The sequence below is a fragment of the Kitasatospora cineracea genome (assembly GCF_003751605.1).
Lineage (GTDB): Bacteria > Actinomycetota > Actinomycetes > Streptomycetales > Streptomycetaceae > Kitasatospora > Kitasatospora cineracea.
Map to the genome: position 1 here is coordinate 128,177 of NZ_RJVJ01000005.1, position 23,864 is coordinate 152,040.

Here is a 23,864-nt window from a genome sequence, read left to right on the forward strand (position 1 = left end):
GCGGGCGAGTCAGGAGAGGGTGACCACCTTCGCCCAGTCCGGCGGGGTGTCCGGCCGGTAGTCGGGGTTGTCCTCGTCGTCGGCCACGGAGCCGGTGTACGGGCGGGGGAACAGGCCGATGACGGTGCGGCAGGGCGGCGGGGAGCTCGGCCAGGGGGTCTGGCCGTCGGTCAGGGCGACGATGACGTCGGGCGCGGGGCGGCGCCGCAGTGCCGTGCTGAAGCCGTTGCGCAGGTCGGTGCCGCCACCGCCGATCAGGACCCAGCCGCTGTCGGCGGCGGCCTCCCGGACGGTCCGGGCGGCCGCGTCGCAGGAGATCACCGAGACCAGGTCGCGCCGTCCGTCCAGTGCGCGCAGGATCGCCGCGGTCTCCAGCAGCGCCGAGCCCAACTCGCGGTCGCTGACCGAGCCGGAGGTGTCGACGACCACCGTGACCCGGGGAGGGCGGCGGCGCAGCGAGGGCAGCACCACCCCGGGCAGGCTGGTCGAGCGGCGGGACGGTCGGCCGTAGCTGTAGTCCTCTCCGGCGCCCGCCGCCGCGACCGTGGAGCGGATCGCCGCACCGAGCAACTGCCGCCACGGCTGCGGCGGGTGGAACACCTCGTCGGCCCAGCGCCGCCAGCCCGCGGGGGCCCGGCCGGGCCGGGCCGTGATGCCCTGGGCGACCCGGAAGCGGACCAGGTCGCGCTCCTGGTCGTTCAAGCCGTGCGCGCCCTCCGGGCCGAGGTCCCACTCCCGCTCCCACCCGTCCGCGCCGCTGCCGCACTCCAGCCACACCAGGTGCTGGAACTCGCTGTCCAGGGAGAAGCACCGCGCGTACTCCTCCATCAGCTGGTTCGCGGGCAGCCGGAGGGTGTCCGGGTAGACCGCGTCGGGGATCCGGACCAGGCCGTCGCCGAACGCGTCGTCGTTGATCTCGCAGTCCGCCGCCAGGTTGACCTGAAGGCGGGCGCCGGGCCCCTCGCGGTCCATCGCGCGCAGCAGCCGGTCGCCGCGCCGGGCGTGGTCGCGCAGCAGGTGCGAGACCTCGTGCACCCAGACCGAGGCCAGCACCTCTTCCGAGGTGCGCTCGACGAAGCGGGGCGAGACGTAGCAGCGCCAGTGCCGGTCCACCGCCATGGTCGGCACCCGGGACGACTCCACCACGTGCATGGCGAACAGCGCCGTCGCCAGGTACGGACGGGCCCGGACGGCGTGCAGCCGGGCCGCGAACAGCTTCTCGGTGTCCAGCGCGAGCGGCGGCGCACCCGCCGGTGCACCCGCCCGTGCACCCGTCGGGGCGCTCGGCGGGGTGCTCACCGGGGCGTTCACCGGCGGCCCGCGACGGCCGGGACCCGGGCCGCCGAGCGTTCGGCCCGCCGGGAGACCTGGAGGGCGCCCGCGAAACGGTTGATCAACTCCGGTACCTCCCAGGCGTCCTGGCGCAGCGAGGCGAGCGTGGTCACCGGCACCACCAGTACGTCCGGCGGGCTGCTCTCCAGGGCCCGGGCCATCAACGCCCAGGCGGCGTCCCAGCGTTCGCGGGTCGGACGGGAGCGGACGGCGGCCACCACCCCGTCCAGCACGGTCTGCCGCAGGTCGCCGCGCTGCGGCAGGACGGCGGCGGCCGGGTCGGCGAGCAGGTCCTCGGGTGCGGGAAGGTCCAACCGGTCGACGGTGGCCAGCAGTTCGAGGCCCGGGCCGTCGCCGACGGTGCCGCGCACCAGCAGCGACAGCACCTCCCGGGAGGAGCCGGCCGCCGAGCCGAACGCGAGCAGCCGCATGGTCATCTCCCAGCTGCGGGGCGACGGCCAGGCCCGGCCGCGCCTGGTCTCGGCGCTCGGCAGCCGGTGGGTCAGCTCGGGCCGGACGGTGAGCAGCCCGCACACCGCGCGGCGGGCGAACTCCACGGCGGCGGGAAGCCGTTCGGGATCGAGCCGGGGCAGTTCGGCGCGCGGCCACACCCCGCCGAGGCCGCGCACCACCACCTCGGCGTCGTGCACCCAGTCCAGGTGGACGAAGCGGTTGGCCAGCGGGGCGCTCAGCTCCCAGCCGTCGGCGGCCGAGCCGCGCGGGTTCGCCGCCGCCACGATCCTCACCCCCGGCGGGAGTTGCAGCGCGCCGATGCGCCGCTCCAGCACCAGGCGCAGCAGCGCGGCCTGCACGGCCGGCGGGGCGGTGGACAGCTCGTCGAGGAACAGCAGCCCGCGGCCCTGCCGCACCAGCCGCACCGCCCAGTCCGGCGGCGCCAGCGGCACGCCCTGCACGGCGGGGTCGTCGCCGATCACCGGCAGGCCGGAGAAGTCGGACGGCTCGTGGACGCTGGCGATCACGGTGGTGAGCGGCAGGTCGAGTTCGGTGGCGAGCTGGGTCAGCGCGGCGGTCTTGCCGATGCCGGGCTCGCCCCACAGCAGCACCGGCAGGTCGGCGGCCACCGCGAGGGTCAGCGCCTCGATCTGCAGGTCCTGGCGGGGCTCGGTGGCGGACTCCTTGAGGAGGCCCAGCAGCCGTTCGGCGAGCGCGAGTTGGGGTGAGGGGGAGAAGGAGGGGACGACAGGAGAGGAAGAAGTCACGGGTGATCCACCTGGGTGCTCGGGGACGGGGAGAAGGCGTGCGGGGGCGCGGCGGGGCCGCGGTGCGGCTCCGCCGACGGGGGTGGTCGGCGCGCGGTCAGTGCCGCCAGAGGTGCCGCAGCGGGCGGGGCGGCCGGAGGCGTTGGCGGTGGGTGCGGCCGTGCGGGCGCGGGGTGTGGGGCAGGGGAACGGGAATGGCGTGGAAGCGGCTGTCGCCGGGGCCGAGACCGACCGTGTGCAGGCCGCCGACCAGGCGCCGGCGGGTGTCGTCGTCCAGGGCTTCGGAGAGTGCTCCGTCGCGCAGGACGGCGTCCGGGCCGATGAGTTGGCGCACGGCGGCGAGCGCTCCGGCCCGGTCGCCGTGCAGCAGGCGCTGCCGGATGCTGTCCAGGTCCTCCGGCTGCCGGTGCGCGCGGTCGATCGCCCGCAGGCAGGGCAGCGGCGGGCCGCCGAACGCCGCCAGGGCCTCCTCGCGCCGCAGCTGCTCCGGGTCGTGGTCGAGCGGGACGAGTACCCCGTCGACCACCGCGATCCGGTGCGGCACACCCCGGCACTGCACCGTCAACACCCCTTCGCTGTCTGGTCGTTCGGCTCCGGAGTCCTGGGCGGGCCGGTGACCGGGGACGAGTGCGGCGGCCACCAGCGGGTGCAGCGCGTCCGGCCCGAGCAGCCCCGTGCGGAGCAGCAGCAGGTCGGGCGGCGTCCACGTCGCGGCGTCCGGCAGGACCAGGTGGCCGGGCGGGAGGCGCGGCACCTGCGGCGGCGTGTCCGGGGGTGCGCCGAGCAGCAGGTACCGCCGGTGGGCGAGCCGTACCGCGACGGGGGCTCCGGCGGGCAGGCCGTCCGCCGCGCGCAGCAGCGCGGCCTCGAACTCCCATGCCGCATCGGCGAACTGACTGTCCGTCAGGTCGGCGGTGCGGTCGGCGAGTTCGGGGGTGCGGCGGGCGTTCCAGAGGTGCCGGTGCAGGTCCAGGCGGAAGCGCGGGTCGGGGCGGGACCGGGGCCGCCCGGGTGGGCGGGCGTCGGCGTCCCACAGCGCGAGCCCGACGCGCTGGGCCGCCGCCGCGTGGCCGGGTGCCGTCCGGGCCACCAGGTGCAGCGGAGCCGCGTCCCCGTCGCGCGGGTAGCGCGCCAGGGTCAGCGTCAGCCCGGGCCGCAGCAGCCCGTCGGGTGCCGTCCGGGGCAGGTGCCAGCGCAGCAGGTCCGGGGCCAGCTGCCGCAGGTCGGCCCGGAGCCGTCCGGCCAGCTCCGCCCCGTACGTGCGGGAGACGGCGCGCAGCTCGAACTCCGGATCGCAGCCGGCCGCCGCGCAGGCCCCGCCCCAATCGCCCAGCACACGGCGGGCGGTGGCGGTCTCGATCATGGTCGGGGGGACGGCGAAACGCCGCACGCGCGACCAGAAACTGTTCCGAGTGTCCTCGTCCAGGAGGGAAGTGTCGTGCATCAGCACTCACTTCGGCAGGACGGGACCCCCAATCCATACGTAGTCATCGTCGGTGATCGTAGCCGCCGATCGGCGAACTGTCAGCCCCGTTTTCGTCCCGCCCTCCGGCGCTTTCCGTCCCGCCCGGACCGTCCCGCCCGGGCACCGCCCCGACGTAGGGTGGCGGCGAGCGGCCGGAGCGCGGCCGGGGCGGACCGGGGAACGGCGGTGCGGGATGACGGACGGACGGGTCGCGGACGGGCGGGTGGCGGCCGGACGGATCGCACCGGGCGCCGGGTGGCGGCGGCCGGTGGAGGCGGTGCGCCGCCGACTGCTGCGGGAGATCAACTCCACGGTGCACGGTGCCGACCTGCACCTGGAGCGCTACGACCGGCCGGTCGGCGACCCCGGGCTGTTCGGGCCCGCCAGCGTGGTGTGGCGGGTGCACGCGCACCCGGCCGGGATGCTGGTCGGCGGGTTCGCCGCGCTGATGCTGCAGTCGCTGCACCCCGTGGCGATGCGCGCCGTGGCCGAGCACTCCGACTACCGCACCGACCCGGTCGGCCGGCTGCACCGCACCGCCCGCTTCGTCTCCACCACCACGCTCGGCTCCTCCGCCGCGGCCGAGGCCGCGATCGCGGGCGTGCGCCGCATCCACGGCCACGTCCGCGGCCGGGACGCCGAGGGCCGCCCGTACCGGGCCGACGACCCCGACCTGCTGTGCTGGGTGCACACCGCGGAGGCCGCCTGCTTCCTGGCCGGCTACCAAGTCTTCGCCGGGCACGGGAGGTTGAGCGGGCCGGAGCGCGACGACTATCTCGCCGAGGTCGCCCAGATCGGCCAACTCCTGGGCGCGGACGGCGTTCCCGTCTCGCGCGCCGGACTCGCCCGCTACCTGGCCGGGGTGCGCGGCGCGCTGCGGGCCACCCCGGAGGCGCTGGAGGCCGTCGCCCTGCTGCGCGACTTCGGCCGCACCCGGCGCGAACGCCTCGCCGTCCGGGTCCTCACCAACGCGGCCGTCGGCCTGCTGCCCGGCTGGGCCCGCCGCGGCCTCGGCATCCACCGCCCCTGGGCCGTGCGCCGGCTCTGGGACCGGCCGCTGGCCCGGCTGCTCGGCGCGGTCATGGTCTGGGCGTGCGGCCTGTCCCCGATCCGAGCCGCCGCGACGGCCCGCGCCGCCGGCACCCCGACCGCCCGGGCGGGCGCCGCGCGCGGCTGAGCAGGCAGCGGGGGCGACGAGGGCGGCGGGACCGGCGGCGCCGGACACGGTGAAGCGGCCGCCGCACCGGGGCTGGGGTTCCGGTGCGGCGGCCGCTTCGGCGTCGTCAGTGGTCGACGGCGGGGGCGGGGCGTCCCGCGGTCAGCACTGGGGCCGACGGCGGTGGTTCGCTCCGCGCCTCGCGCGGGCCTTCTTCTTGCGGCGGCGCTTCGACGACATGGCCTCTCCTCTCGCGGCGGTGCACGACACCCCCCGTCCCACCACCGTGCCCCGTCCCCGCCGAACCTGCCAGCCGACACCCGCCCGTCCAGGAACCCGCCCGCTTGTCCCGCCCCGACACGCCGGTGGCCGCCGGGCTGCGGGTGGGGCGGTGGTGCGTCGCGGGGGCCAGGATGGAGAGAAGAGGGGGACCGAGACGAAGCCGAGGGAGAGAGCATGTCGCAGCAGCACACGCACGGGACCCACGAAGGCGCGCCGGCCGACGAGTGGCCGCCCACCGAGACCCCGGAGGCCCGGATGACCGCCGAGGGCTCGCCGCCGCCGGACGAGAGCGAGAAGTCCCCGAGGACGGCCCCGAGTTCGCCGTGCCGGTCTCCTCACCGCCCGAGCCCGAGGAGGGCTGAGCGGCCGCGCCGGGCAGGACGCCCCCGGAGGAACGGGTGCTTCCGGTGGGAACGGGCGCTTCCGGTCGGGACGGGGGCTTCGGTCGACGGATCGCGGTTAGACGGACAGAACATCCGTTCATCCGACCGGCTGTTCCACCGCTGATCGGACCGTCCGACGGAAGGAGCACCCGATGACCGTGATCTCGCGCCTGCCCGGCGCCATCGAGGAGGAGTGGGACTGGCAGTTCGCCGGCGCCTGCCGCGCCGCCGACTCCCAGCTGTTCTTCCACCCGGCCGGAGAGCGCGGCCAGGCCCACGAAGACCGCGACCGCGCCGCCAAGGCCGTCTGTGCGCGCTGCCCCGTCCGCGAACGCTGCCTGCGGCACGCGCTGGCCGCCCGCGAACGCTACGGCGTCTGGGGCGGCTACACCGAGGAGGAGCGGCGCAGCATGTTGCGCCGCCGCCGGCGCAACCGCGTCCGCTGACCGCTGACCGCTGACCGCTGACCGCGTACGGGCGCGGCGCGCAGGGCGCGGCACGGCGCGGAGAGCGTGGCGACACGACGGAGGCGGTCCCCGGAAGGTACGGGGACCGCCTCCGTCGTGCGCGGGGTACGGCTGAAGGCCGGAAGGCCGTCCGGCCGACGGCTACGCGAGCAGCCGGGTGACGTCGATCTCCGCCCAGATGGACTTGCCCTGCGCGTGCAGGTCCGCTCCCCAGCGGTCGGCGGTGCGCTGCACGATGTACAGGCCGTGTCCGCCGGGCAGGCCGGGGCGGTGCGGGGTGCGCAGCGTGGGCAGCACCTCGGAGGTGTCGGAGACCTCGATCCGCAGCCGCTCGGGCGTCGCGTCGAGGACCAGTTCGAGCGGGCCGCCGGCGTGCAGCATCGCGTTGCCGACCAGTTCGGCGACCAGCAGGACGACGTCCTCGGCGAGGTCCGGGTCGGGCGGCGCCGCCCAGGACCAGTCGCCCAGCGCCTCCGCGGTGAACGCCCGGGCCCGGGCGACCGGGCGCGGGACGCCCGCCAGTCGCAGGCGTCGGCGCTGCCCCCCGGGGGGCAGCGCCGACCCGGCGTCCGGGCGGTCGCCGTCCAGGGTGCCCCGGCTCGGTGTCACGTGCGGGTTCCCTTCGTTCTCGACGACGCTCTCACGGTCTGCTCTCACGGGTCGGTTTCCCGGCCGTGCCCGGATTATTCCCGGTGCGGCCGACGGTGTGCGGGTACGGCTGGTGGCTGAAGGCACGGCGGCCGGTCAGCCGTCCGCCGCGAGGGCCGCGTCCACCGTCTCGTGGATGGTGAACACGGCCTTCGCGCCGGTCAGTTCGAGCAGGTGCCGGACCGGCCCGGAGAGCGCCGCCAGGTGGAAGGACAGCCCCTCGTCGGCGGCGGCCATCCTGGTTTGGAGCAGCAGGTTCAACCCGGACGAGTCGCAGAAGTCGACCCGTCCGAGATCGATGACCAGCGCACGGGGGCGCTCGGCGACCAGCAGGTCGAGCGCTTCCCGGGCGGGGGCCAGGGTTTCGATGTCCAGGTCGCCTGAGAGCGCGCACACGGCGGCTCTGGAGGGCGTGCGCCGGACGTCGACCGCCAGAGGGGCTACGGGCATGTTCTCGGCTGGCATCCTCGTCCTGTTCCTTCGACCGACCTGCCTCGACCTTACGCACCGACGGGCACGGCGGTCGAGACGGGGGTGCCCGGTGCGGGAGGTGCGGACGGCGGAAGCCGTCGCAGCAACGAGAATCGACGGGCTGTCAGTCCGTCGCGTCCAGACCGGTGCGCAGCCGGGCCAGCGTCCGGGACAGCAGCCGGGACACGTGCATCTGGGACAGGCCGAGGCGGGCGCCGATCTGCGACTGGGTGAGGTCCTCGCCGAACCGCATCGCCAGGATCTCCCGATCCCGCTCCGGGAGCTGGGCGATCAGCGGCTTCAGCGCCACCAGGTTCTCCACCAGCGCGAACCGCCCGTCCACCCGGCCGAGCCGCTCGGCGGGCTGCTGCCCGTCGCCCTCGCCCGGGGAGGTCAGGTCGAGGGAGCCCGCGGTGTGTGCGTTCGCCGCGGTCAGTCCCTCGATCACCTCCTCCTCGGAGATCGAGAGGTGCTCGGCGAGGTCGGCGACGGTCGGCTCCCGGTCCAGGGTCTGGGCCAGCGCGTCCTGCGCCTTCGCCAGGTCCAGGCGCAGCTCCTGCAGGCGGCGCGGCACGTGCACCGACCAGGTGGTGTCCCGGAAGTGGCGCCGTATCTCGCCGACGATGGTGGGCACCGCGTACGTGGTGAACTCGACGCCGAGGTGCGGGTCGAACCGGTCGATCGCCTTGATCAGGCCGACCGAGCCGACCTGCAGCAGGTCCTCGTACGGCTCCTTGCTGTGCCCGAAGCGGCGGATGGCGAACCGGACCAGGGTCAGGTTCAGCTCGATCAGGGTGGAGCGGACGTAGCTGAACTCCCGGGTGCCCTCCTCCAGGTCGGCCAGCCGCCGCAGCAGTACCCGGGTCAGCTCGCGGGCGTCGGCGGGCGTGGTGTGGGCCGGGTCGGCGAGCAGCCCCGCCAGCTCCGGGTCGAGCCCCGGGAGGCGGATGTCCGCCGCGGCGGCCCTGGGGGCCGGTACGGCGGAGGGCGCTCCGAGCTGGTCGGAGGCAGCCTCGGTGGGGGCGATCAGGAGAAGTTCATCAGTGGGCACGCGCATGCCAGTCCTTTCCTCGTCTCCGGCCGGTCCGTCCCCGGGTACCCGGGCAATCGCCGGTCATGCCTGCCACCCGTGTGGACATCTTGTGAAGACTACGCCCGGGTGGTTCCGGGGCGGTTTCCGGGTGACGGGTTCGGCGAACGGTGCGCTCGAACGTGCATGCACGGCAGCGGGCGGGGCAGACGGGCCCCGGACGCGGACCGCACCCGGCGACCGCGCTCCGGACGCTACAGGATGTTCCGGGATGTCCGGGACGTTCGCTGCGTTCCGGATGTTTCGGAGGAGGAGGGAACACCCATGGGCCGGATCGAGGAATCCATCGAGATCGACGCGCCGATCGGCACCGTCTACCGCGAGTGGACCACCCGCTCGTCGCTGCCCGCCTGCATGCGCGGCGGGGCCGACCGCGGCGCCACCGCGACCGAAGTGCTGCCGCCCGACCGGATCGCCTGGAGCGGCGGTCCCGACCTGCCCGGACACTCCGGAGTCGTCACCTTCCACCGGGTCACCGACCACGCCACCCGGCTGATGCTCCAGCTCGACACCGAACCGCACGGCCTGTGGGACCACCTGGTCGAGGGCCTCGGCTTCACCGACCGCCGGGTCATCGACGAGCTCGCCGCCTTCAAGGCCCACGTCGAGGACCACCGGCAGCACCTCGCCGCCTGAACCGCCCGACCCGCCCAGCTCGCCCGACCCGCCGGACTCGCTGGAACCACCGGAGGCGCTGGAACCGCCGGACGTGCTGGAACCGCTCGACCTGCCCCGACCCCCGAACCGTCCGAACCGCCCGTGCACCACGGAAACGACCCGGAAGGGAGCACCGCCATGGGCCCCGTCACCGAGCAGCTCGTCCTGCACCTGCTCGCCCCCGACGGCAGCGCCGTCGCCCTCGACACCGACTGGCGCTACCTGCCCGACGACCCGTACGCGGTGCGCCTCGACTTCGGCCCGCGCGCCGCCGGGGCCAGCTGGGTGCTGTCCCGGGAGACGCTGCTGGCCGCGCTGCACGGGCCGGTCGGGGAGGGCGACATCCGCTGCGCGCCGCTCGACGGCGACTGCCTGGGCCTGGTGCTCGGGCACGGGGCCGCCGCGGTGGTGCTCGCCGTCGGGCGCGCCGAACTCGCGGCGTTCCTGGCCGCCACCGCCGAGGCGGTGCCGCTGGGCCGCGAGTCGGAGCGGATCGACTGGGACGGCGGGCTGGCCGGGCTGCTGTCGGCCTGAGGCGGGCCGGACTCCCGCCCGGGCCCGCCTGCGGTGTTCAGCGGCGGGCCAGGCGGCGTTCGCCGCCCGCGCCGGTGACGTAGTCGAGGTGGTAGTGGGCGAAGACCTCGGGCTCCTGTTCGGCGGTGAGCACATCGTCGGTGCCGATGGACGGGGCGTTCTTCACGTCGCCGCGGTTGAACGGCACCCGCAGGTAGCCGGGGCCGGCCACCGCGTCCGCGATCGGCACGAACACCAGGCGGTGCCGGCCGGGCAGGCCGATCGTCACGGTGGCGAAGGACGGTTCGTCGGTGGCGGTGTCGACGTAGATGTTCTCCAGGCTGCCGATCTTCTTGCCGTCCTGGTCGACCACGTCGTGGCTGCGCCACTCCCGGATGTCGGCGATCTGGATCATTCACGGCCTCCGTGGGCTGGGCTGGGCTCGGACCCGATGGGCGTTCGGTCCGTTCCATGCTCACCGACGGTGGCGGGGCCCGCCCGTCCGGCGGCCGCGTCGTTGCCCTGATCGGCCGGGCCGGTGCGGGCCGGGTCAGGGGGCGGGCGGTGGCGGGGCGGGGAGCAGCAGGGCGGCGAGTTCGTCGAGCAGTTCGGCGGCCCGCCGGGCCTGGGCGGGGTCGGGCAGGGCCGCGGCGAGGAGCGGTTCGGCGGGGCGGGCGGCCCGGGCGCGGACGTAGTCGCGGGCGGTTGTGGAGACGGACAGCAGGGTGCGGCGGCCGTCGGCGGGGTCGGGCTCGGCGTCCAGCAGGCCGCGTTCGCGCAGCCGGGCCACCGAGGTGGAGACGTGGCTCTGGGCGAAGCCGGTGCGGACCCGGATGTCCTGCACCGAGCTGCCCGGGTGCTGGTACACGTCGGAGACCACCGCGATCTCGCCCGGCGTGAGCGTCGCCGAGGCGTGCTCGGTGACCATCGCGCGGCCCAGCTCGGTCAGCCGCTTGCCCAGTCGCAGAAGTCGTACGCCGTCCATGGCGGACAGGCTAGCGCGCCACTGCATCGGTGCTGATGCATCAGGACTGATGTACTGGGGCCGATGTCCTGGGCGCCGACGTCATCTGCCGCCACAGATGCATCTTCACAGATGTATCTGTGGCGATGTAGTTTGGCGGGCATGACGACGAACGAGCCCGCGGAACCCGAACCCGAACCCGAACCCGGCCCAGGCCCGGGCCCCGACGCGCCCCGGGCCGCCCGGTTGAGCCCCGTCTCGCGCACCGCGCTCTCGGTGGCCCGGGTCCGGGCCTACGAGAGCAGCCGGCCGGACCCGCTGTTCACCGACCCCTACGCCCTGGCGTTCATCGCGGCCTCCGGCACCCCGATGCCCACCGCCGGACCGGCCGGGCCGCTCGCCCAGTGGCTGGTGGCCCGGGGCATCATGCGGACCCGCTTCTACGACGACCGGCTGCTCGCCGCCGGCGCCGGCCAGGTGGTGCTGCTCGCCGCCGGGCTCGACACCCGCGCCTACCGGCTGGCCTGGCCGACCGGCACCCGGCTGTTCGAGGTCGACCTGCCGCCCGTCCTCGACTTCAAGCAGGAGGTCCTCGACGAGCAGGGAGCCGCCGCGGCCTGCGCCCGCACCGCGCTGCCCGCCGACCTGGCCGACCCCGACTGGGCGGACCGACTGGTCGCGGCCGGCTTCGACCCCGGGCAGCCCACCGCCTGGCTGGCCGAGGGACTGCTGGTCTACCTGGAGGCCGGCCAGGCCGAGCGGCTGCTCACCACCGTCGGCGAACTCTCCGCCCCCGGCAGCCGGTTGCTGACCGAGCAGGGCCGCGACGTCTCGCAGGTCACCGCCGAGGGGCCGCTCGCCGAGATGACCGCGCTGTGGCGCGGCGGCCTCGGCGCCGGCACCGCCGACTGGCTGGACGCCCACGGCTGGCGGACCGAGTACACCGCCATCACCGCGCTCGCCGACGCGCTCGGACGCCGACTGCCGTCCACCGGGAGCTTCGACGGCTCCGGCTTCCTCGAGGCCCGCCGCACCGGCTGAACCGTCCCGTTCCGCCGCGCGAACGCATCCGCCGCGCGAACGCGTCCACCGCACGAACGCGTTTACGCGAACGCGTCCACCGCCGACCGGAGGGACCGGTCGGCGGTGGACGGCCTGTTGCGGGGAGCCGGTCAGGAGGTGGCGGTGCACACCGCCGTCGCGGTGGCCGCGGCCGAGGCGTCGGTCCGGGTCGCCTGGACGCCGAACGAGGTGGACGCCGCCGGGGCCAGCGCCCCGTTGTAGGGCAGGTTCGTCGCGGTGACGGTCTGCCCGCTGCGGGTCACGTTCGTGCTCCAACTGCTGCTGATCTGCAGGCTGGTGGGCCACGTCCAGGAGACCTGCCAGCCCTTGGCGGCCGTGGTGCCGGTGTTGGTCACCGTGACCGTCGCGGTCAGGCCGCTGCCCCAGTCGTTCAGGCTGACCGCCGCCGAGCACCCGGCGTTCGTCCCGCCGCCGGCCGTCGCGGTGGTCGCCGTCACCGCGGCCGAGGCCGCCGAGACGTTGCCCGCCGCGTCCTTCGCCCGGACGGTGTAGCTGTACGCCGTCGCCGCGCTCAACCCGCTGTCGGTGTAGGAGGTTCCGGTCGACGAGCCGACCTTCGTGCCGTTGCGGTACACGTCGTAGCCGGTGACCGCGGTGTCGTCGGTGGACGCCGTCCAGGACAGCGACACGCTGCTCGCCGTGGTGGCGCCGACCGCCAACCCGCCCGGGACGGACGGGGCCTGGACGTCGCCGCCGCCCGGGTTGCCGCCGGTGGAGGAGCCGAAGCCGGGCGCCTTGACCGAGGCCAGGTAGCCGTCCTTGACCGTGTTGACCGTCGTCCAGTCGTCGTTCAGGATGCCGCCGGTGTCACCGGAGTTGGGGTTCCACGACCAGAACGTCCACTGGAAGGAGTCCGCGCCGGACGTCGCGGTCGGCCGCAGGTACTGCACCAGCGCCTTCAACCACGCCTGGTCGACGGTGGATTGGAGCGTGGTGCCGAACTCGCCGACCCACACCGGCGCGATGTTCTGGTTGAACAGGTAGCCCCAGTTCTTGTCCCAGACGCCCGGCATGTTCGACGGGAAGCTCGGGTCGGAGAACCAGGTCTGCTGCGCCACGCTGGTCGCGTAGTCGTGCGCCGAGTACACCACCCGGTTGGGGACGCTCAGTTGGACCGGGTACTGCCCCGCGCCCTGCAGGTTGCCGCCCCACCAGTACGAGCTGCCGTTGAAGCTCTGCACGCCCTCGACGAAGATCAGCAGCTTCGGGTTGGCCGACAGCACCGCCTCGCCGCCGCGCTGGGCGGCCAGTCGCCAGTCGGTGGCCTGGTCGCCGCAGCCCCAACAGGCCGGGTCGTGCGGCTCGTTGTGCAGGTCGATGCCGATCACGGCGGGGTTGTTCGCGTACCGGGCGGCGATCGACTTGAGGTTCGCCAGCCAGGTCGTCTCCGGCACCGAGGCGGTGTACCAGAGCGCCGACTGCCCGGCGGAGTCCGGGCGGTGGCGGTCCAGGATGACCTTCATGCCGATGCTGCCCGCGTAGTTGACCAGCTTGTCCATCACGCCGAGCGAGTTCAGGCCGACCAGGTCGGCGTTCATCCCGCCGGAGGTGTTCAGGCTGGAAGGGGTGGTGCCCTTGAAGATGTCGTCGCTGTACGGCATCCGGATGGTGTTGTAGCCCAGCGACTTCATCTGGTCGATCATCGACTTGTAGTCGCGGCTCCACAGGCCGTGGGGCACGTAGTTGGAGGTCTCGAAGCCGAACCAGTTGATGCCCGCGATTCGCACCGGGTTCCCGGCCTCGTCCAGGATCTGCCGGCCGCTGGTGTGCCAGTAGCCGGCTCCGGCGGTGGACGCGGCGGCCGTGGCGGCGGAGCCGGCGGTGGTGGTGGCGGCCTGGGCCGCGGGGGCCGCCGGGGCGGCGAGCGTGGTGACGAGCGCGGCGGCCAGGGCCGCGGCACAGCCCGCCAATCGGCGCGACAGGCGCCGGCGCAGCTGGAGGCGCATGGGTCTCGTTCCTCTCTGGACGCGGGTGGGGGCGTCCGGTGGGGGTGGGGTGGTCCGAGACGTTCGTGATATTCGGTTGTGCGGCCCGCGGGGCGGACGGGGTGGGGCGGCCGGTCGTGGTGGGGGAAGATCGGGAGCGCTCCCACTGACTGCCCGCGCGGGCTTGCCATATGAAGCCAGACAGGGAGCTGGATCGTCAAGAGTCTTGGGAGCGCTCCCACTTGAGGGTGGCTGTCCACCCCGGCGCGCTGAAACGTACATCGGCGCCGGACCGGTGCCGCCGGGGTGACCCGGGCGGCGGTCCGCGCGTTGACTACGGGCGGGTCGCGGTGATGGAGTCCGGACCGCCGGATGTGTGTTCGCCCTGTTGGGAGGCTGGTTTCGATGGCAGGTCGGCAGATCGCCGTGGCGGGTCGGCAGATCACCGTGGTCGGCGAGTGCGTCGCCGACGCCTTCGTCGAACGCGACGGGGCCCGGCCGGGCGAACTCGCGCTGCGGGTGCTGCCCGGCGGCGGCCCGGCGAACACCGCCGTCGCCCTGGCCCGGCTCGGCACGCCCACCAGGTTCGTCGGCCGGATCTCCGCCGACCCGTTCGGCGCCCTCTTCCGCGCCCACCTGGCCGGCTCCGGCGTCGACCTGACCGGCACCGTCACCGCCACCGAACCCAGCACCCTGGCCGTGGCCGCACTCGACGACGACGGCCGTGCCGAGTACTCCTTCCACGCCGAGGCCACCGCCGACTGGCAGTGGACCGGCACCGAACTCGCCACCGCCCGCCAGGACGGCTCGGTGTGCCTGCACACCGGCTCGCTCGCCCTGGTCCGCGAACCCGGCGGCCCGCGGATCGAGGACCTGCTCGCCGCCGCCCGCCCGCACACCACCGTCTCCGTCGACCCCAACGTCCGCCCGCTGCTGGTCGACCCCGACACCTACCGGCAGCGGCTCGACCGCTGGTGCGCCCTGGCCGACCTGCTGCGCCTCAGCGAGGACGACCTGCACACCCTGCTGCCCGGCACCGCCCCCGAGGACGCCTGCGACCGCTGGCACGCGGCGGGCGCCCGCCTGGTCGTGGTGACGCTCGCCGAACGCGGCGCGCTCGCCTCGCTGGACGGCCACCGGATCCGGGTCCCCGCCCCCGCGACACCGGTGGCCGACACCGTCGGTGCGGGCGACGCCTTCACCGCCGGCCTGCTCCACTCGCTCGCCGCCCAGGGCCACCTCGGCGGCCGCCTCGACTCCCTCACCCCTGCGGACCTGGAGCACGCCTGTACCTTCGCCGCCCGGGTCGCCGCCCGGACGGTCGCCGTCGCCGGAGCCAACCCGCCCTGGGCGGACGAACTCTGACCTCCGGCGGGCGGGTAAGGGGCGCGGTCAAGCGGGGAAGGGGCGCGGTCGGGCGGGGAAGGGGCGCGGTCGGGCGGGCGCGAGTCCGGCACCGGGGAAACCCCGAGCGCGACCACCCGCCTGCGCGTTAGCCTCGCCCGCATGGAAGAAGCGGACCTTCTGCCGCACCTGGACGGGACGGAGCGCGGCCTCGTCGTGATGATGTGCGGCCTGCCCGGCTCGGGCAAGAGCACCTACGCGCAGGCCCTCGAACGCCGCGGCTACACCCGGCTGTCGATCGACGAGGTGGTGTGGGCGCGCACCGGGCGCGACGGGGCCGACCTCGACCCGGCGGAGTACGAGCGGCTCAAGTCCGCCATCGAGCAGGAGCTGTGGGGGAAGCTGATCCGCTTGCTGGAGGCGAAGCTGCCGACCGTCATCGACTACAGCTTCTGGAGCCGGGCCACCCGGGACCGGTACAAGGCCGCGATCGAGAGCCACGGGTGCCGATGGGAGCTGATCCGCCTCAAGGCCGATCTCGTGACCCTGCGACGCCGACTGGCCGACCGCAACCAGCGGGACGACGCGAACAGCGTCACCGTCTCCGACGAACTGCTGGAACGCTACTTCGCCGACTTCGAGGAGCCCGTCGGCGAGGGCGAGTGCGTCATCGTCCAGGAACGGGTTCCCGGTAGGTGAGGAGCGGTGCGGGTGGTGCGGGTGGTGCCGGAACTGCCGGAGGGCCCGTGGTGGGAGTGGGACGTGCTGCCCGCGCAGCCGGGGCTGTTCGTGCTGGGCGCGGACTTCGACCTGTCGTACCACCACGGGCTCGAACTGCGCTTCCACGAACCGGTGTTCGTTCAGTGCCCGGAGTATTTCATGGACCCGGTGTTCCGGGAGGCGACGGCGGCCGAGGTGGAACGGGTGGCCGGGGCGGTCGGGACGGTGGGGGTGGGCGGGGTGGCTGGAGGGCTGCCGGAGGTGTTGGTCGCGTTCGAGTGTGACGCGGGCGGGGCGGGTCCGGAGACCGGGCTGATCGCCGCCCGGCGGTTGGAGACCGTTACCGGGGTGGTCTTCCGGTACTGGCGCGAGCAGGTGGAGCCGGGCCAGCGGCGGGCGCCCTGGGTGCGGCCGCCGGGGAGTGAGGCGGCGTGGCGCGGCCGTCCCGGGCGGGCGCGGGTGCTCGGACACCGCGCACCGCCCGGGGCGGTGGTGCTACCGGTCGGCGGTGAGCTTGCCGGCCTTGCCCCAGTTCTCGGCCGGGTACTCCTGGATCCACACCAGCACGCTCTCGGCCGGGCACTCGAGGGTCTCCACGAAGGCCGCGGTGATCCGCTCGACCAGCTCGCGCTTCTGCTCGACCTGGCGCGGGCCCTGCTGAATGGTGACGATCGGCATCTTCGACTCCTGGTGATCCGTCCTGCGGGCCGGTCCTTCCGGCCGACACCAGTCCACCGGATCCGGCCGTCCGCACCCAGACCCGATTCGCTCTCGCAGCGATCACGAATCCTGATCGTTGCTGGTGGGGGCGGGGGAAGTGATGGAGGTGGTGGGGTTGCGGCAGGCGGCGAGGAGCAGCCGGGGCAGCGGGGCGGAGCGCCGGACGGCGAGCGACACCGGCAGGGTCAGCGGGGTGCGGGACGGGCGGAAGGCGATCCGGCGGGTGTTGGTCATCCGGGCGTTGGCGGCGTACACCACCGTCCACATCGGGGCGCCGGTGCCGATCGAGGCGAGGGTGTTCTGCAGGGTGCTGTGCGGCGGGCCGAGCAGCGGCCGGAAACCGGCCTCCGCGCAGGCCGCCGTCACCAGGTCGACCAGGGTCGGGTGGTTGCGGCGCTCGGTCAGCAGCAGGGGCAGGGCGGCGAGGTCGGCGAGGTCGACCTCGGGACGGTCGGCGAGCGGGTGCCCGGCGGGCAGGGCGATCACCAACTCGTCCTGCCAGAGCGGGAGGTAGCGCAGGTCCGGGGCCTGGTCCTGGGCTTGGTCCGGGTTCTGGTCCGGGTCCGGGTCCTGGTTCTGGTTCTGGTCCGGGTCCTGGTTCTGGTGCGGGACGGTGCCGCGGACGAACGCGGCGTCGAGCCGTCCGTCCGCGAGGCGGGTCAGCCGCTCCCGGACGGGGAACGAGTCGAGCTCGACGCGCACGGTCGGGGCCTGTCGGCGGTAGGCGTCCAGGATGTCGTCCAGCCGCTCTCCGAGACCGGTGACGGTGCCGAGCCGCAACACGGTCGGCGCGGCCAGGTCGGCGGCGAGGGCGCGGGCCGCGTCCTCGGCCGCCAGCACGTTCCGGGCCGCCGGCAGGAAGCGCTCGCCCGCCGGGGTCAGCCGTACGTGGCGCGGCGAGCGGTCGAACAGCTCGACCCTCAACTCGCGCTCCAACCGCCGCACTTGCTGGCTCACGGCGGGCTGGCCGAGCAGCAGCCGCTCGGCGGCGCGTCCGAAGTGCAACTCCTCCGCGACGGCGACGAAGCAGCGCAGCTGCCGTAGCTCCATCCGGTCTCCCCGGTCGACATCTCGATATTCCGGCCCTGTTGCCGACAGGACCATGCTCGCAGTCGGGTGGGAGGGGGTGGGGAGGGGGCTTTGTTGCCGAGGTTGGGTGGGGAGGGCGGGAGGGGGCGGGCCCTGTTGCCGACAGGAGCATGCTCGCAGTCGGGTGGGAGGGGGCGGGCTCTGTTGTCGGCGGGGCCATGTTTGCAGCCGAAAATCTTGTTGGCGGTGCTGGGTGGGAAGGGGTGGGCTCTGTCGCTTTGGGGGTCGTGTTCGGGGCAGGGGGCGTCAGGCGTCCGCGTCGAACCAGGGGCGGCCGGTGTGCCAGTGGGTGACCCAGGCGGCGAAGCCGGCCGGGGCGGTGGTGTGGCCGAAATCGGTGCCGAAGGGGGTGGCGCCGACGTCGGCGACGAACCAGATGTGGCCGCGGTGGGGGCCGGTGACGATCAGGTGCCAGTACATGCCGCAGCCGTCGGTGCCGAGGACGACCGAGCCGTCGTTGCAGACCTGTTCGACCAGGGTGTCGAGTTCTTCCTCGGGGGTTTCCCCGTCGCTCTCCCAGTTCCAGGCGGCGGTGAGCGGGAAGGGCGGGAGAGTTCGCGGGCGGGGCGGCCGGTGCCCCAGTCGGAGGGGAGGGCGGCGAGTCCGATCAGGCCGTGGTCGGGCGGGCCGCTGCGGGAGCCGTCGGCGATCTCGGCGACGAAGGTGCGGTAGGGCTCGGGCAGCACCACGCCGTGCCGGGCCTCGAAGGCGTGCACGGCGGGCCAGCCGAGGGGGTCGGCGACGCCGTCGAGGCCGGCGAAGGTGCGGCGGAGGGTGGCGAGTTCGGCCGGGTCCGGTTGTTCGGTGTTCACCGGCACAGGGATAGCAGGCGGGGCGGACAGGGTGGGCGGCGGCCGGGGCGGGAAGGAATTGAACGCGTTCAGTGATAGGTGTACGTTCTTTCCCGTGAAGTACGTGATCCCCGGCGGGACCGGGCAGGTCGGCACGATGCTGGAGCGCGCGCTGCGCGCCGACGGGCACCAGGTGGTGATCCTCACCCGGACGCCCACCGCCCCGCACCACACGGCCTGGGACGGTCGGACCCTCGGCCGCTGGGCCGAGCAGCTGGACGGGGCCGACGTCGTGGTCAACCTGGCCGGCCGGACCGTCAGTTGCCGCTACACGCCGGAGAACCTCCGGCAGATGATGGACTCCCGGGTCGACTCGGCCCGGGTGGTCGGCGAGGCGATCGCCGCCGCGGCCCGTCCGCCCCGGGTCTGGCTGCAGATGAGCACGGCGACGGTGTACGCGCACCGCTTCGACGCCCCGAACGACGAGGCGACCGGCCTGGTCGGCGGCAGCGAACCGGACGTCCCCGACTACTGGGAGTACAGCGTCCGGATCGCCCGGAACTGGGAGGCCGCGCAGGAGGCGGCCGCGACGCCCGCCACCCGGAAGGTGGCGCTGCGCAGCGCGATGGTCCTCAGCCCGGACCGGGGCGGGGTCTTCGACGTGCTGTCCTGGCTGGCCCGGCTCGGCCTGGGCGGGCCGGTCGCGGGCGGACGGCAGTACGTGTCCTGGATCCACGAGCACGACTTCGTCCGGGCGGTGCGCTTCCTGGCCGAGCGGGAGGAGTTGGCCGGCCCGGTCAACCTGGCGGCCCCGAACCCTTTGCCGCACCGGGAGTTGATGCGGGAGCTGCGGCGCGCGAACGGCGTGCCGCTGGGCCTGCCCGCCACCCGCTGGATGGCGGAGCTCGGCGCGTTCGCGCTCCGGACGGACACCGAACTGCTGCTGAAGAGCCGCCGGGTGGTGCCGGGGCGACTGCTGGAGGCCGGCTTCGCCTTCGACTTCCCGCACTGCGCGGACGCCGCCCGCGAACTGGTGGCCCGCCGCAGGACGTGACCGGGGTCGGGGGGATGTCGGACGGCTTTGCCAGGATGGGGACATGGACGCGGAACGGCAGCAGCGGGCGGGTGTGGGCGGGGACGTCTCCGCGGAGTTGGCGGCGCACCTGCGGGAGGCCGTCGGGGACGCCCCGGCGGTGCTGGGCGGGTGCGTGTGCGAGGAGTGCGGCGGGCGGGTGTTCACCGTCTGGGTGGACGACACCCAGGGCTGCGCCGGACGGGAGTGCGTGCGCTGCGAGGGGCGGGCCTTCCTCGCGGACAGCGCCGAGGTCTGGCAGGAGGCCGACCCGGAGGTGGCCGAATGCCCTTGCGGCGGCGACGAGTTCGAGGCCGCGGTGGCCTTCACGCTGACGGCCGACGGGGCGGTCCGCTGGGTGACGGTGGGGCTGCGCTGCCACCGGGACGGCGCGACCGGGGTCTACACCGACTGGAAGATCGACTACGCCCCGGCGGACCACCTGCTGCGCGCCCTGTGACGGCCGGGGCGCAGCAGGTGGCCGAGGGGTGGCCGAGGCCGCGGGCGCGGTCAGCGGGCTGGGTGCGGTGCGGTGGCCGGGGCAGTGGCGGGTCCGAAGGCGTGGGTGAGCGGGGGCGCGATCGCCTGGACGTCCGTGCCCGTGTCGACCCACAGGCCGATGAAGAGGGCGGCGGTGGCCTCCAGCAGGGCGGCCCGGGCGAGGGGGCCGGCCGGGGCCGGGGTACAGCCCAGGTCGGCGACCAGGGTGGAGACTCGGGCCAGGGCCGCGGGGTCGTCGCCGCACAGCGGGACGGCGAGGGGGCGGTCGTCGAAGACCGGGGGGTGCATCCGCCAGACGTCCTGGTGGCACAGGTTGAACGCCTTCACCACCCGGGCCTCCGGTGCGGCGGCGGCCAACTGCTCGGCGGCGGACGGGCCTTGGCCGGTCAGCAGGCGGAAGCCCGGGCCCACCGGGTTGGTGCAGTCGATCAGGGTCCGGCCCGCGAGCGGTTCGGCGAGCGCGCGGACGACCTCCGTGCTCGGGCCGAACGGCAGGGCCACCAGCACGACTTCGGCGTCCGTCACCGCCGCGCGCAGGTCGCCGGCCCGGGCCCCGCCGCCGATCCGGTCGGCCGCGCGGCGGGCCGCCGCCAGGTCGCGGCCGCCGACGGTGAGGCGGTGCCCGGCCCGGGCCCAGTGGGTGCCCAGTGCGTCCGCCATGTTTCCCGTGCCCAGAATGCCGATCCGCATCGACTGACTCCCGTTCGTTCCAAGCCTGTTGGTGGTGACTTCGTGAGGGTGAGGGCCTCGGATGCGAGCCTAGGGAGGCCGTCGGGCACCATTCGGTACGTGAACACCGATCCGCTGCTCGCCGACTGCCGGGCCCGCCTCGCCTTCGACCTGCTCTCCAACACCTGGAACGCCGTCGTGCTCTGGTCGCTGCGCGAGGGCCCGTTGCGACCCGTCGAGCTGCGCGGGCGGATCGGCGGGATCAGCTCCAAGGTGCTCACCGAGACGCTGCGCCGCCTCCAGTACAACGGCCTGGTCGACCGCCGCCCGCCGGGCCCCGGCCGTCCGGGCGTGGCCTACGGGCTCACCGCGCTGGGCCGCACCCTGCTGCCCGCCATCGACGCCTTCGGCGCGTGGGCCTTCGAGCACGGCGACGAGGTGATGGCCGCGCAGGAGGCGGCGGAGCCGGCCGAGGAGGCCGAGGAGGCCGGTGGGGCGGCGTAGGGTGCGGACGGACGGAGCGGATCGCCGGCCCGCCCGTTGTCCGGAGGAGAACCGCGATGTCGTTGCATGACGGGGAACGTGCCCGTACCGCCGCAGAGTTGCGGGCCGATCTGGAGCTGGCCGGTATCCCGGCGGGCGTCGTCCGGGAGGAACTCGGCTACGGCGAGCGGGAGTTCGAGCGGATCCTGGGAGTGACCGGGGCGGCCCCGTCGAGTGTGCGGCGGGTGCGCGACCAGTTGGAGGACCTGGTGCGGGAGGCCGGCCGCGAACCCGTGCCGTACAGCGTGCTCACCGAACGGGCCCGGGCGGCGGCCGGGCGTTGGTTCGCGCTGCCCGAGCGAGCCCGCGGCGGGGCTGACCGGCCGTCGGCGGGCGCGTCCTGACGTCCCACCGGGTGACGTGCCATCGAATGGCGCACCTGCGACGACGACCGTTCGCCCGCGATCCGCCGTTCGCGGAGGATGGGCCCGGGGGGCCGTCCGCGGGCCCGGTGCCCGCCCGGGCGGCTCGGTCACGGGGGTCGTCGACGAGTGAGGAGCACGTCCGTGGTTGGTTCCGCACGCCCGCGAACGGTCACGCGAACGGTCAGGTGGATCAGTGGACATGCGGCTCTGCTGCCCGGGGCCGCACTGACCGGGCTGGTGGTCCTGGGTGGCTTGGTGCCGGCCGCCGCCCCCGCTGCGGCCGCCGAGGGAAGCGAGGCGGTGAGCACTGGGACGGCCCCTGCCGCTGTCCCGGCCACCGCCCCTGCCCCGGCCGCGGCTTCCGCGGCCGGGTCGCCGGAAGCGGCGCTGCTGCCCCCGATGCCCGCAGCTGAGGCGTACGACGGCGACACCAGGTTGGGCTCGCCCGAGGAGGTCGCCTCGCAGTGCGACCGGCCCGGCAGTTGCACGTTCCGGGTGACGGACCGGATCGTCGGGCTGTTCGGCAGCGCCGTCGCCTCGGTCGGCAACGCGGCGATCAACTGCACCGGCGACGACATGGAGATCGACCGCAGCCTGACGGTGGCCAGCAGCAGCACCGACAACATCAGCGGCTCGATCTCCGGCAAGGCCACCGTCACCGGCAGCATCGACACCACGGTGACCGCCGCCGCGCAGGGCAGCCTGGCGACGGACACCACCAACAGCACCGTCCAGTACGGGCCGAGCAAGGACAAGGGCCCCACCACCCAGGACAAGTTCCAGGACACCACGGGCGTCACCGGCACCGTGGCCGGCTCCAACGCGCTCCACCTGGGGGCCAAGGCCGGCTTCGAACTCGCCTTCCAGGCGTCCTACGCCAAGCAGTGGCAGGCCACCGTGAAGGAGACCACCCGGGTGGTGTTCACCGTCTCCTCCAACGACGAGATCCAGTTCGGCGCCGTCAACGCCGTCACCCGGGTGGTCGGCATCCTGACGGTCGACCACACCGGACGGTTCATCAAGAACGTGGTGGTGGACAGCCCGTCCATCGCCACCGGCAGCTCCATCGTCGCGCAGACCTTCGCCCGACCGGACGTCTGCCTGTCGCTGCGCCCGCCGGGCCGGGCGGCGGCGAAACCGGGCCTGCTGGAGGTGGCGCCGCAGCCGCCGGGACGGGTGCCGGACGCGGTGTACGCGCGGACCCCCGAGGGCACCTGGAGCAAGCGGTGAAGCGGGGCGCGGCGCTGGCCGTCGCACTGCTGACGGTGGGCGGGACGGCGGCCGGACCGGCGTTCGCGGACGGGGCGGCGCCGGTCCAGCAGGCCGCCGAGGAGCTGGTGGCGCAGGCCTTCGACGGCGACACCCCGCTGCCGGACGCCGCGGCCGTGGTGCGCAGTTGCGGGCAGGAGCACAGCTGCAGCTTCCGGTTCATCCCCGGGCTGGCCGTCGAGCGGACCGCCGCCGTGGTCTCGGTCGGCAACAGCGTCATCAACTGCACCAACAAGAAGATCACCGTGTACCGGACGGTGGTGCTGGAGTCGAGCGCCACCGACAACCTGGCGGGCGAGATCTCCGGCTCGGCCACCGTCGAGGGCACGATCGACAACACCACCAACGTGTCCGGCACGGTGGCGGGCTCCAGCAAGACCGACACCTCGCACACCGACACCACCGCGCCCAAGGACAAGGGCCCCAACACCGACACCACCACCGGGACCACCACCACCGTCAGCGGCAGCGCCACCGGCTCCGCCCAGCTCAAGCTCACCGCCACCGCGGCCTTCCAACTCGCCTTCAAGGCCGCCTACTCGCACGAGTGGAAGCGCACCAACACCGAGAGCACCCAGGTGAAGTTCCAGGTCGGCACCGGCCAGGAACTGCAGTTCGGCATGCTCAGTGCGATGACCCGGACGGTCGGCGTGCTGTCGCTCGACGGCACCGGGACGACGGTCAGGAACATCGTGGTGACCAGCCCGTCCAGCTCCAACATCAGCACCGTGGTCGCCCAGACCTTCAACGCCAAGGACTACTGCCTGACCCTGCAACCCAAGCGCGCCGTCCCCGGCGCGGAGGCCGGGGTCTTCGAAGGCGCCCCGCGCGGGAGCGGTGAACGCCCGCTGAAACAATACGAGTTGACGGGGCGTCAGGAATGGGTGCGGACGGACTGACCGTCCCGACCGGACGCCGGGCCCGTACGGTGGTCATCCGTGCGGGCCCGGGGGCGGAGGGGGTGGTTCAGCAGTACCACCAGGTGCCGGGGGCGAGGACGGTGTCGCCGGGCTGCAGGCTCCCGTGGTGCAGGTCGGCGACCTGGCAGAGGGGGCCGAGGGCGGTGTTCGGGTCCTGGTCGCGCGGGGTGTTGGTGAAGTCGTCGAGCGCCTGGGTCTGTTGGGA

At 74.4% G+C, this 23,864-nt stretch carries 25 protein-coding genes and 1 pseudogene; 13 read left to right on the forward strand and 13 right to left on the reverse strand.

Features of this window, described 5'->3' with window-relative positions; genetic code table 11:
* Positions 1–9 precede the first annotated feature (9 nt).
* The 3 genes from EDD39_RS38745 to EDD39_RS38755 form a co-directional block, all read right to left on the reverse strand.
* Positions 10–1,230, reverse strand: a complete 1,221-nt coding sequence (locus EDD39_RS38745; RefSeq protein WP_244257549.1) for a vWA domain-containing protein — start codon at positions 1,228–1,230, stop codon at positions 10–12.
* A gap of 77 nt (positions 1,231–1,307) precedes the next feature.
* A complete protein-coding gene (locus EDD39_RS38750) occupies positions 1,308–2,552 on the reverse strand; it encodes an AAA family ATPase (RefSeq protein WP_123564299.1) in 1,245 nt (414 codons plus the stop codon).
* Positions 2,553–2,649: 97 nt separating this feature from the next.
* Positions 2,650–3,996, reverse strand: coding sequence for a hypothetical protein (locus EDD39_RS38755; protein ID WP_148089615.1), 1,347 nt, complete (start codon positions 3,994–3,996; stop codon positions 2,650–2,652).
* 214 nt (positions 3,997–4,210) lie between these two features.
* On the opposite strand from EDD39_RS38755, the gene EDD39_RS38760 reads away from it, so the two are divergent.
* Positions 4,211–5,194: an oxygenase MpaB family protein gene (locus EDD39_RS38760; protein WP_244257545.1), complete on the forward strand. Its 984-nt coding sequence runs from the start codon at positions 4,211–4,213 to the stop codon at positions 5,192–5,194.
* Between the two features lie 796 nt (positions 5,195–5,990).
* Positions 5,991–6,284: a WhiB family transcriptional regulator gene (locus EDD39_RS38765; RefSeq protein WP_123564301.1), complete on the forward strand. Its 294-nt coding sequence runs from the start codon at positions 5,991–5,993 to the stop codon at positions 6,282–6,284.
* A gap of 162 nt (positions 6,285–6,446) precedes the next feature.
* Here the strand turns inward: EDD39_RS38765 and EDD39_RS38770 are convergent, their stop codons facing one another.
* The 3 genes from EDD39_RS38770 to EDD39_RS38780 form a co-directional block, all read right to left on the reverse strand.
* Positions 6,447–6,914, reverse strand: a complete 468-nt coding sequence (locus EDD39_RS38770; protein ID WP_123564302.1) for an ATP-binding protein — start codon at positions 6,912–6,914, stop codon at positions 6,447–6,449.
* A 135-nt stretch (positions 6,915–7,049) separates the two neighbouring features.
* On the reverse strand, positions 7,050–7,403 hold the full coding sequence (locus EDD39_RS38775) for an STAS domain-containing protein (protein ID WP_244257546.1): 354 nt from the start codon (positions 7,401–7,403) through the stop codon (positions 7,050–7,052).
* A gap of 145 nt (positions 7,404–7,548) precedes the next feature.
* Entirely contained in the window at positions 7,549–8,481 is a 933-nt protein-coding gene (locus EDD39_RS38780; protein WP_123564304.1) for a SigB/SigF/SigG family RNA polymerase sigma factor, read from the reverse strand.
* 297 nt (positions 8,482–8,778) lie between these two features.
* Between EDD39_RS38780 and EDD39_RS38785 the strand changes: the two genes are divergently transcribed.
* Positions 8,779–9,150, forward strand: a complete 372-nt coding sequence (locus tag EDD39_RS38785) for an SRPBCC family protein (RefSeq protein WP_123564305.1) — start codon at positions 8,779–8,781, stop codon at positions 9,148–9,150.
* 159 nt (positions 9,151–9,309) lie between these two features.
* The gene (locus tag EDD39_RS38790; protein WP_123564306.1) at positions 9,310–9,705 is read left to right on the forward strand and encodes an SsgA family sporulation/cell division regulator; all 396 of its coding nucleotides are present in this window, start codon (positions 9,310–9,312) and stop codon (positions 9,703–9,705) included.
* Between the two features lie 37 nt (positions 9,706–9,742).
* Here EDD39_RS38790 and EDD39_RS38795 read toward each other — a convergent pair whose 3' ends face one another.
* Both EDD39_RS38795 and EDD39_RS38800 read right to left on the reverse strand, forming a co-directional pair.
* A complete protein-coding gene (locus EDD39_RS38795; RefSeq protein WP_123564307.1) occupies positions 9,743–10,099 on the reverse strand; it encodes a PRC-barrel domain-containing protein in 357 nt (118 codons plus the stop codon).
* A 135-nt stretch (positions 10,100–10,234) separates the two neighbouring features.
* Positions 10,235–10,669, reverse strand: a complete 435-nt coding sequence (locus tag EDD39_RS38800) for a MarR family transcriptional regulator (RefSeq protein ID WP_123564308.1) — start codon at positions 10,667–10,669, stop codon at positions 10,235–10,237.
* Positions 10,670–10,810: 141 nt separating this feature from the next.
* Between EDD39_RS38800 and EDD39_RS38805 the strand changes: the two genes are divergently transcribed.
* Positions 10,811–11,689, forward strand: a complete 879-nt coding sequence (locus EDD39_RS38805; protein ID WP_123564309.1) for a class I SAM-dependent methyltransferase — start codon at positions 10,811–10,813, stop codon at positions 11,687–11,689.
* A 131-nt stretch (positions 11,690–11,820) separates the two neighbouring features.
* Here EDD39_RS38805 and EDD39_RS38810 read toward each other — a convergent pair whose 3' ends face one another.
* Positions 11,821–13,677, reverse strand: a complete 1,857-nt coding sequence (locus EDD39_RS38810) for a cellulase family glycosylhydrolase (protein ID WP_123564310.1) — start codon at positions 13,675–13,677, stop codon at positions 11,821–11,823.
* A 384-nt stretch (positions 13,678–14,061) separates the two neighbouring features.
* Here EDD39_RS38810 and EDD39_RS38815 point away from each other — a divergent pair, with 384 nt between their 5' ends.
* Together EDD39_RS38815 and EDD39_RS38820 are read left to right on the forward strand one after the other, a co-directional pair.
* Positions 14,062–15,021 carry a carbohydrate kinase family protein gene (locus tag EDD39_RS38815; protein WP_123564311.1) on the forward strand — a complete coding sequence of 320 codons (960 nt, stop codon included), beginning with the start codon at positions 14,062–14,064 and terminating at the stop codon, positions 15,019–15,021.
* A 141-nt stretch (positions 15,022–15,162) separates the two neighbouring features.
* Positions 15,163–15,699, forward strand: a complete 537-nt coding sequence (locus EDD39_RS38820; RefSeq protein ID WP_123564312.1) for a P-loop nucleotide/nucleoside kinase family protein — start codon at positions 15,163–15,165, stop codon at positions 15,697–15,699.
* Positions 15,700–16,215: 516 nt separating this feature from the next.
* On the opposite strand, the gene dmpI is transcribed toward EDD39_RS38820, so the two are convergent.
* The 3 genes and pseudogenes from dmpI to EDD39_RS38835 all read right to left on the reverse strand — a co-directional run bounded on the left by dmpI (position 16,216) and on the right by EDD39_RS38835 (position 18,341).
* Complete coding sequence (gene dmpI, locus EDD39_RS38825) at positions 16,216–16,398, reverse strand: 4-oxalocrotonate tautomerase DmpI (protein ID WP_030463432.1); 183 nt, start codon at positions 16,396–16,398, stop codon at positions 16,216–16,218.
* A 102-nt stretch (positions 16,399–16,500) separates the two neighbouring features.
* A complete protein-coding gene (locus EDD39_RS38830; protein WP_123564313.1) occupies positions 16,501–17,490 on the reverse strand; it encodes a LysR family transcriptional regulator in 990 nt (329 codons plus the stop codon).
* Between the two features lie 285 nt (positions 17,491–17,775).
* Positions 17,776–18,341, reverse strand: a pseudogene (locus tag EDD39_RS38835) (SMI1/KNR4 family protein).
* A 94-nt stretch (positions 18,342–18,435) separates the two neighbouring features.
* Between EDD39_RS38835 and EDD39_RS38840 the strand changes: the two are divergent.
* Both EDD39_RS38840 and EDD39_RS38845 read left to right on the forward strand, forming a co-directional pair.
* Positions 18,436–19,374: a TIGR01777 family oxidoreductase gene (locus EDD39_RS38840; protein WP_123564314.1), complete on the forward strand. Its 939-nt coding sequence runs from the start codon at positions 18,436–18,438 to the stop codon at positions 19,372–19,374.
* Between the two features lie 43 nt (positions 19,375–19,417).
* Complete coding sequence (locus EDD39_RS38845) at positions 19,418–19,852, forward strand: hypothetical protein (protein ID WP_123564315.1); 435 nt, start codon at positions 19,418–19,420, stop codon at positions 19,850–19,852.
* A 50-nt stretch (positions 19,853–19,902) separates the two neighbouring features.
* Here EDD39_RS38845 and EDD39_RS38850 read toward each other — a convergent pair whose 3' ends face one another.
* The gene (locus EDD39_RS38850; protein WP_123564316.1) at positions 19,903–20,583 is read right to left on the reverse strand and encodes an NADPH-dependent F420 reductase; all 681 of its coding nucleotides are present in this window, start codon (positions 20,581–20,583) and stop codon (positions 19,903–19,905) included.
* A gap of 99 nt (positions 20,584–20,682) precedes the next feature.
* Between EDD39_RS38850 and EDD39_RS38855 the strand changes: the two genes are divergently transcribed.
* The 4 genes from EDD39_RS38855 (at position 20,683) to EDD39_RS38870 (ending at position 23,638) form a co-directional block, all read left to right on the forward strand.
* Entirely contained in the window at positions 20,683–21,066 is a 384-nt protein-coding gene (locus EDD39_RS38855; protein ID WP_123564317.1) for a winged helix-turn-helix transcriptional regulator, read from the forward strand.
* Positions 21,067–21,122: 56 nt separating this feature from the next.
* Entirely contained in the window at positions 21,123–21,449 is a 327-nt protein-coding gene (locus tag EDD39_RS38860; protein ID WP_123564318.1) for a DUF2316 family protein, read from the forward strand.
* A 420-nt stretch (positions 21,450–21,869) separates the two neighbouring features.
* Positions 21,870–22,700, forward strand: coding sequence for a hypothetical protein (locus EDD39_RS38865; protein ID WP_123564319.1), 831 nt, complete (start codon positions 21,870–21,872; stop codon positions 22,698–22,700).
* Positions 22,697–23,638: a hypothetical protein gene (locus EDD39_RS38870; protein ID WP_123564320.1), complete on the forward strand. Its 942-nt coding sequence runs from the start codon at positions 22,697–22,699 to the stop codon at positions 23,636–23,638. Before EDD39_RS38865 ends, EDD39_RS38870 begins: the two co-directional genes overlap by 4 nt.
* The last annotated feature ends 226 nt before the right edge of the window (positions 23,639–23,864 follow it).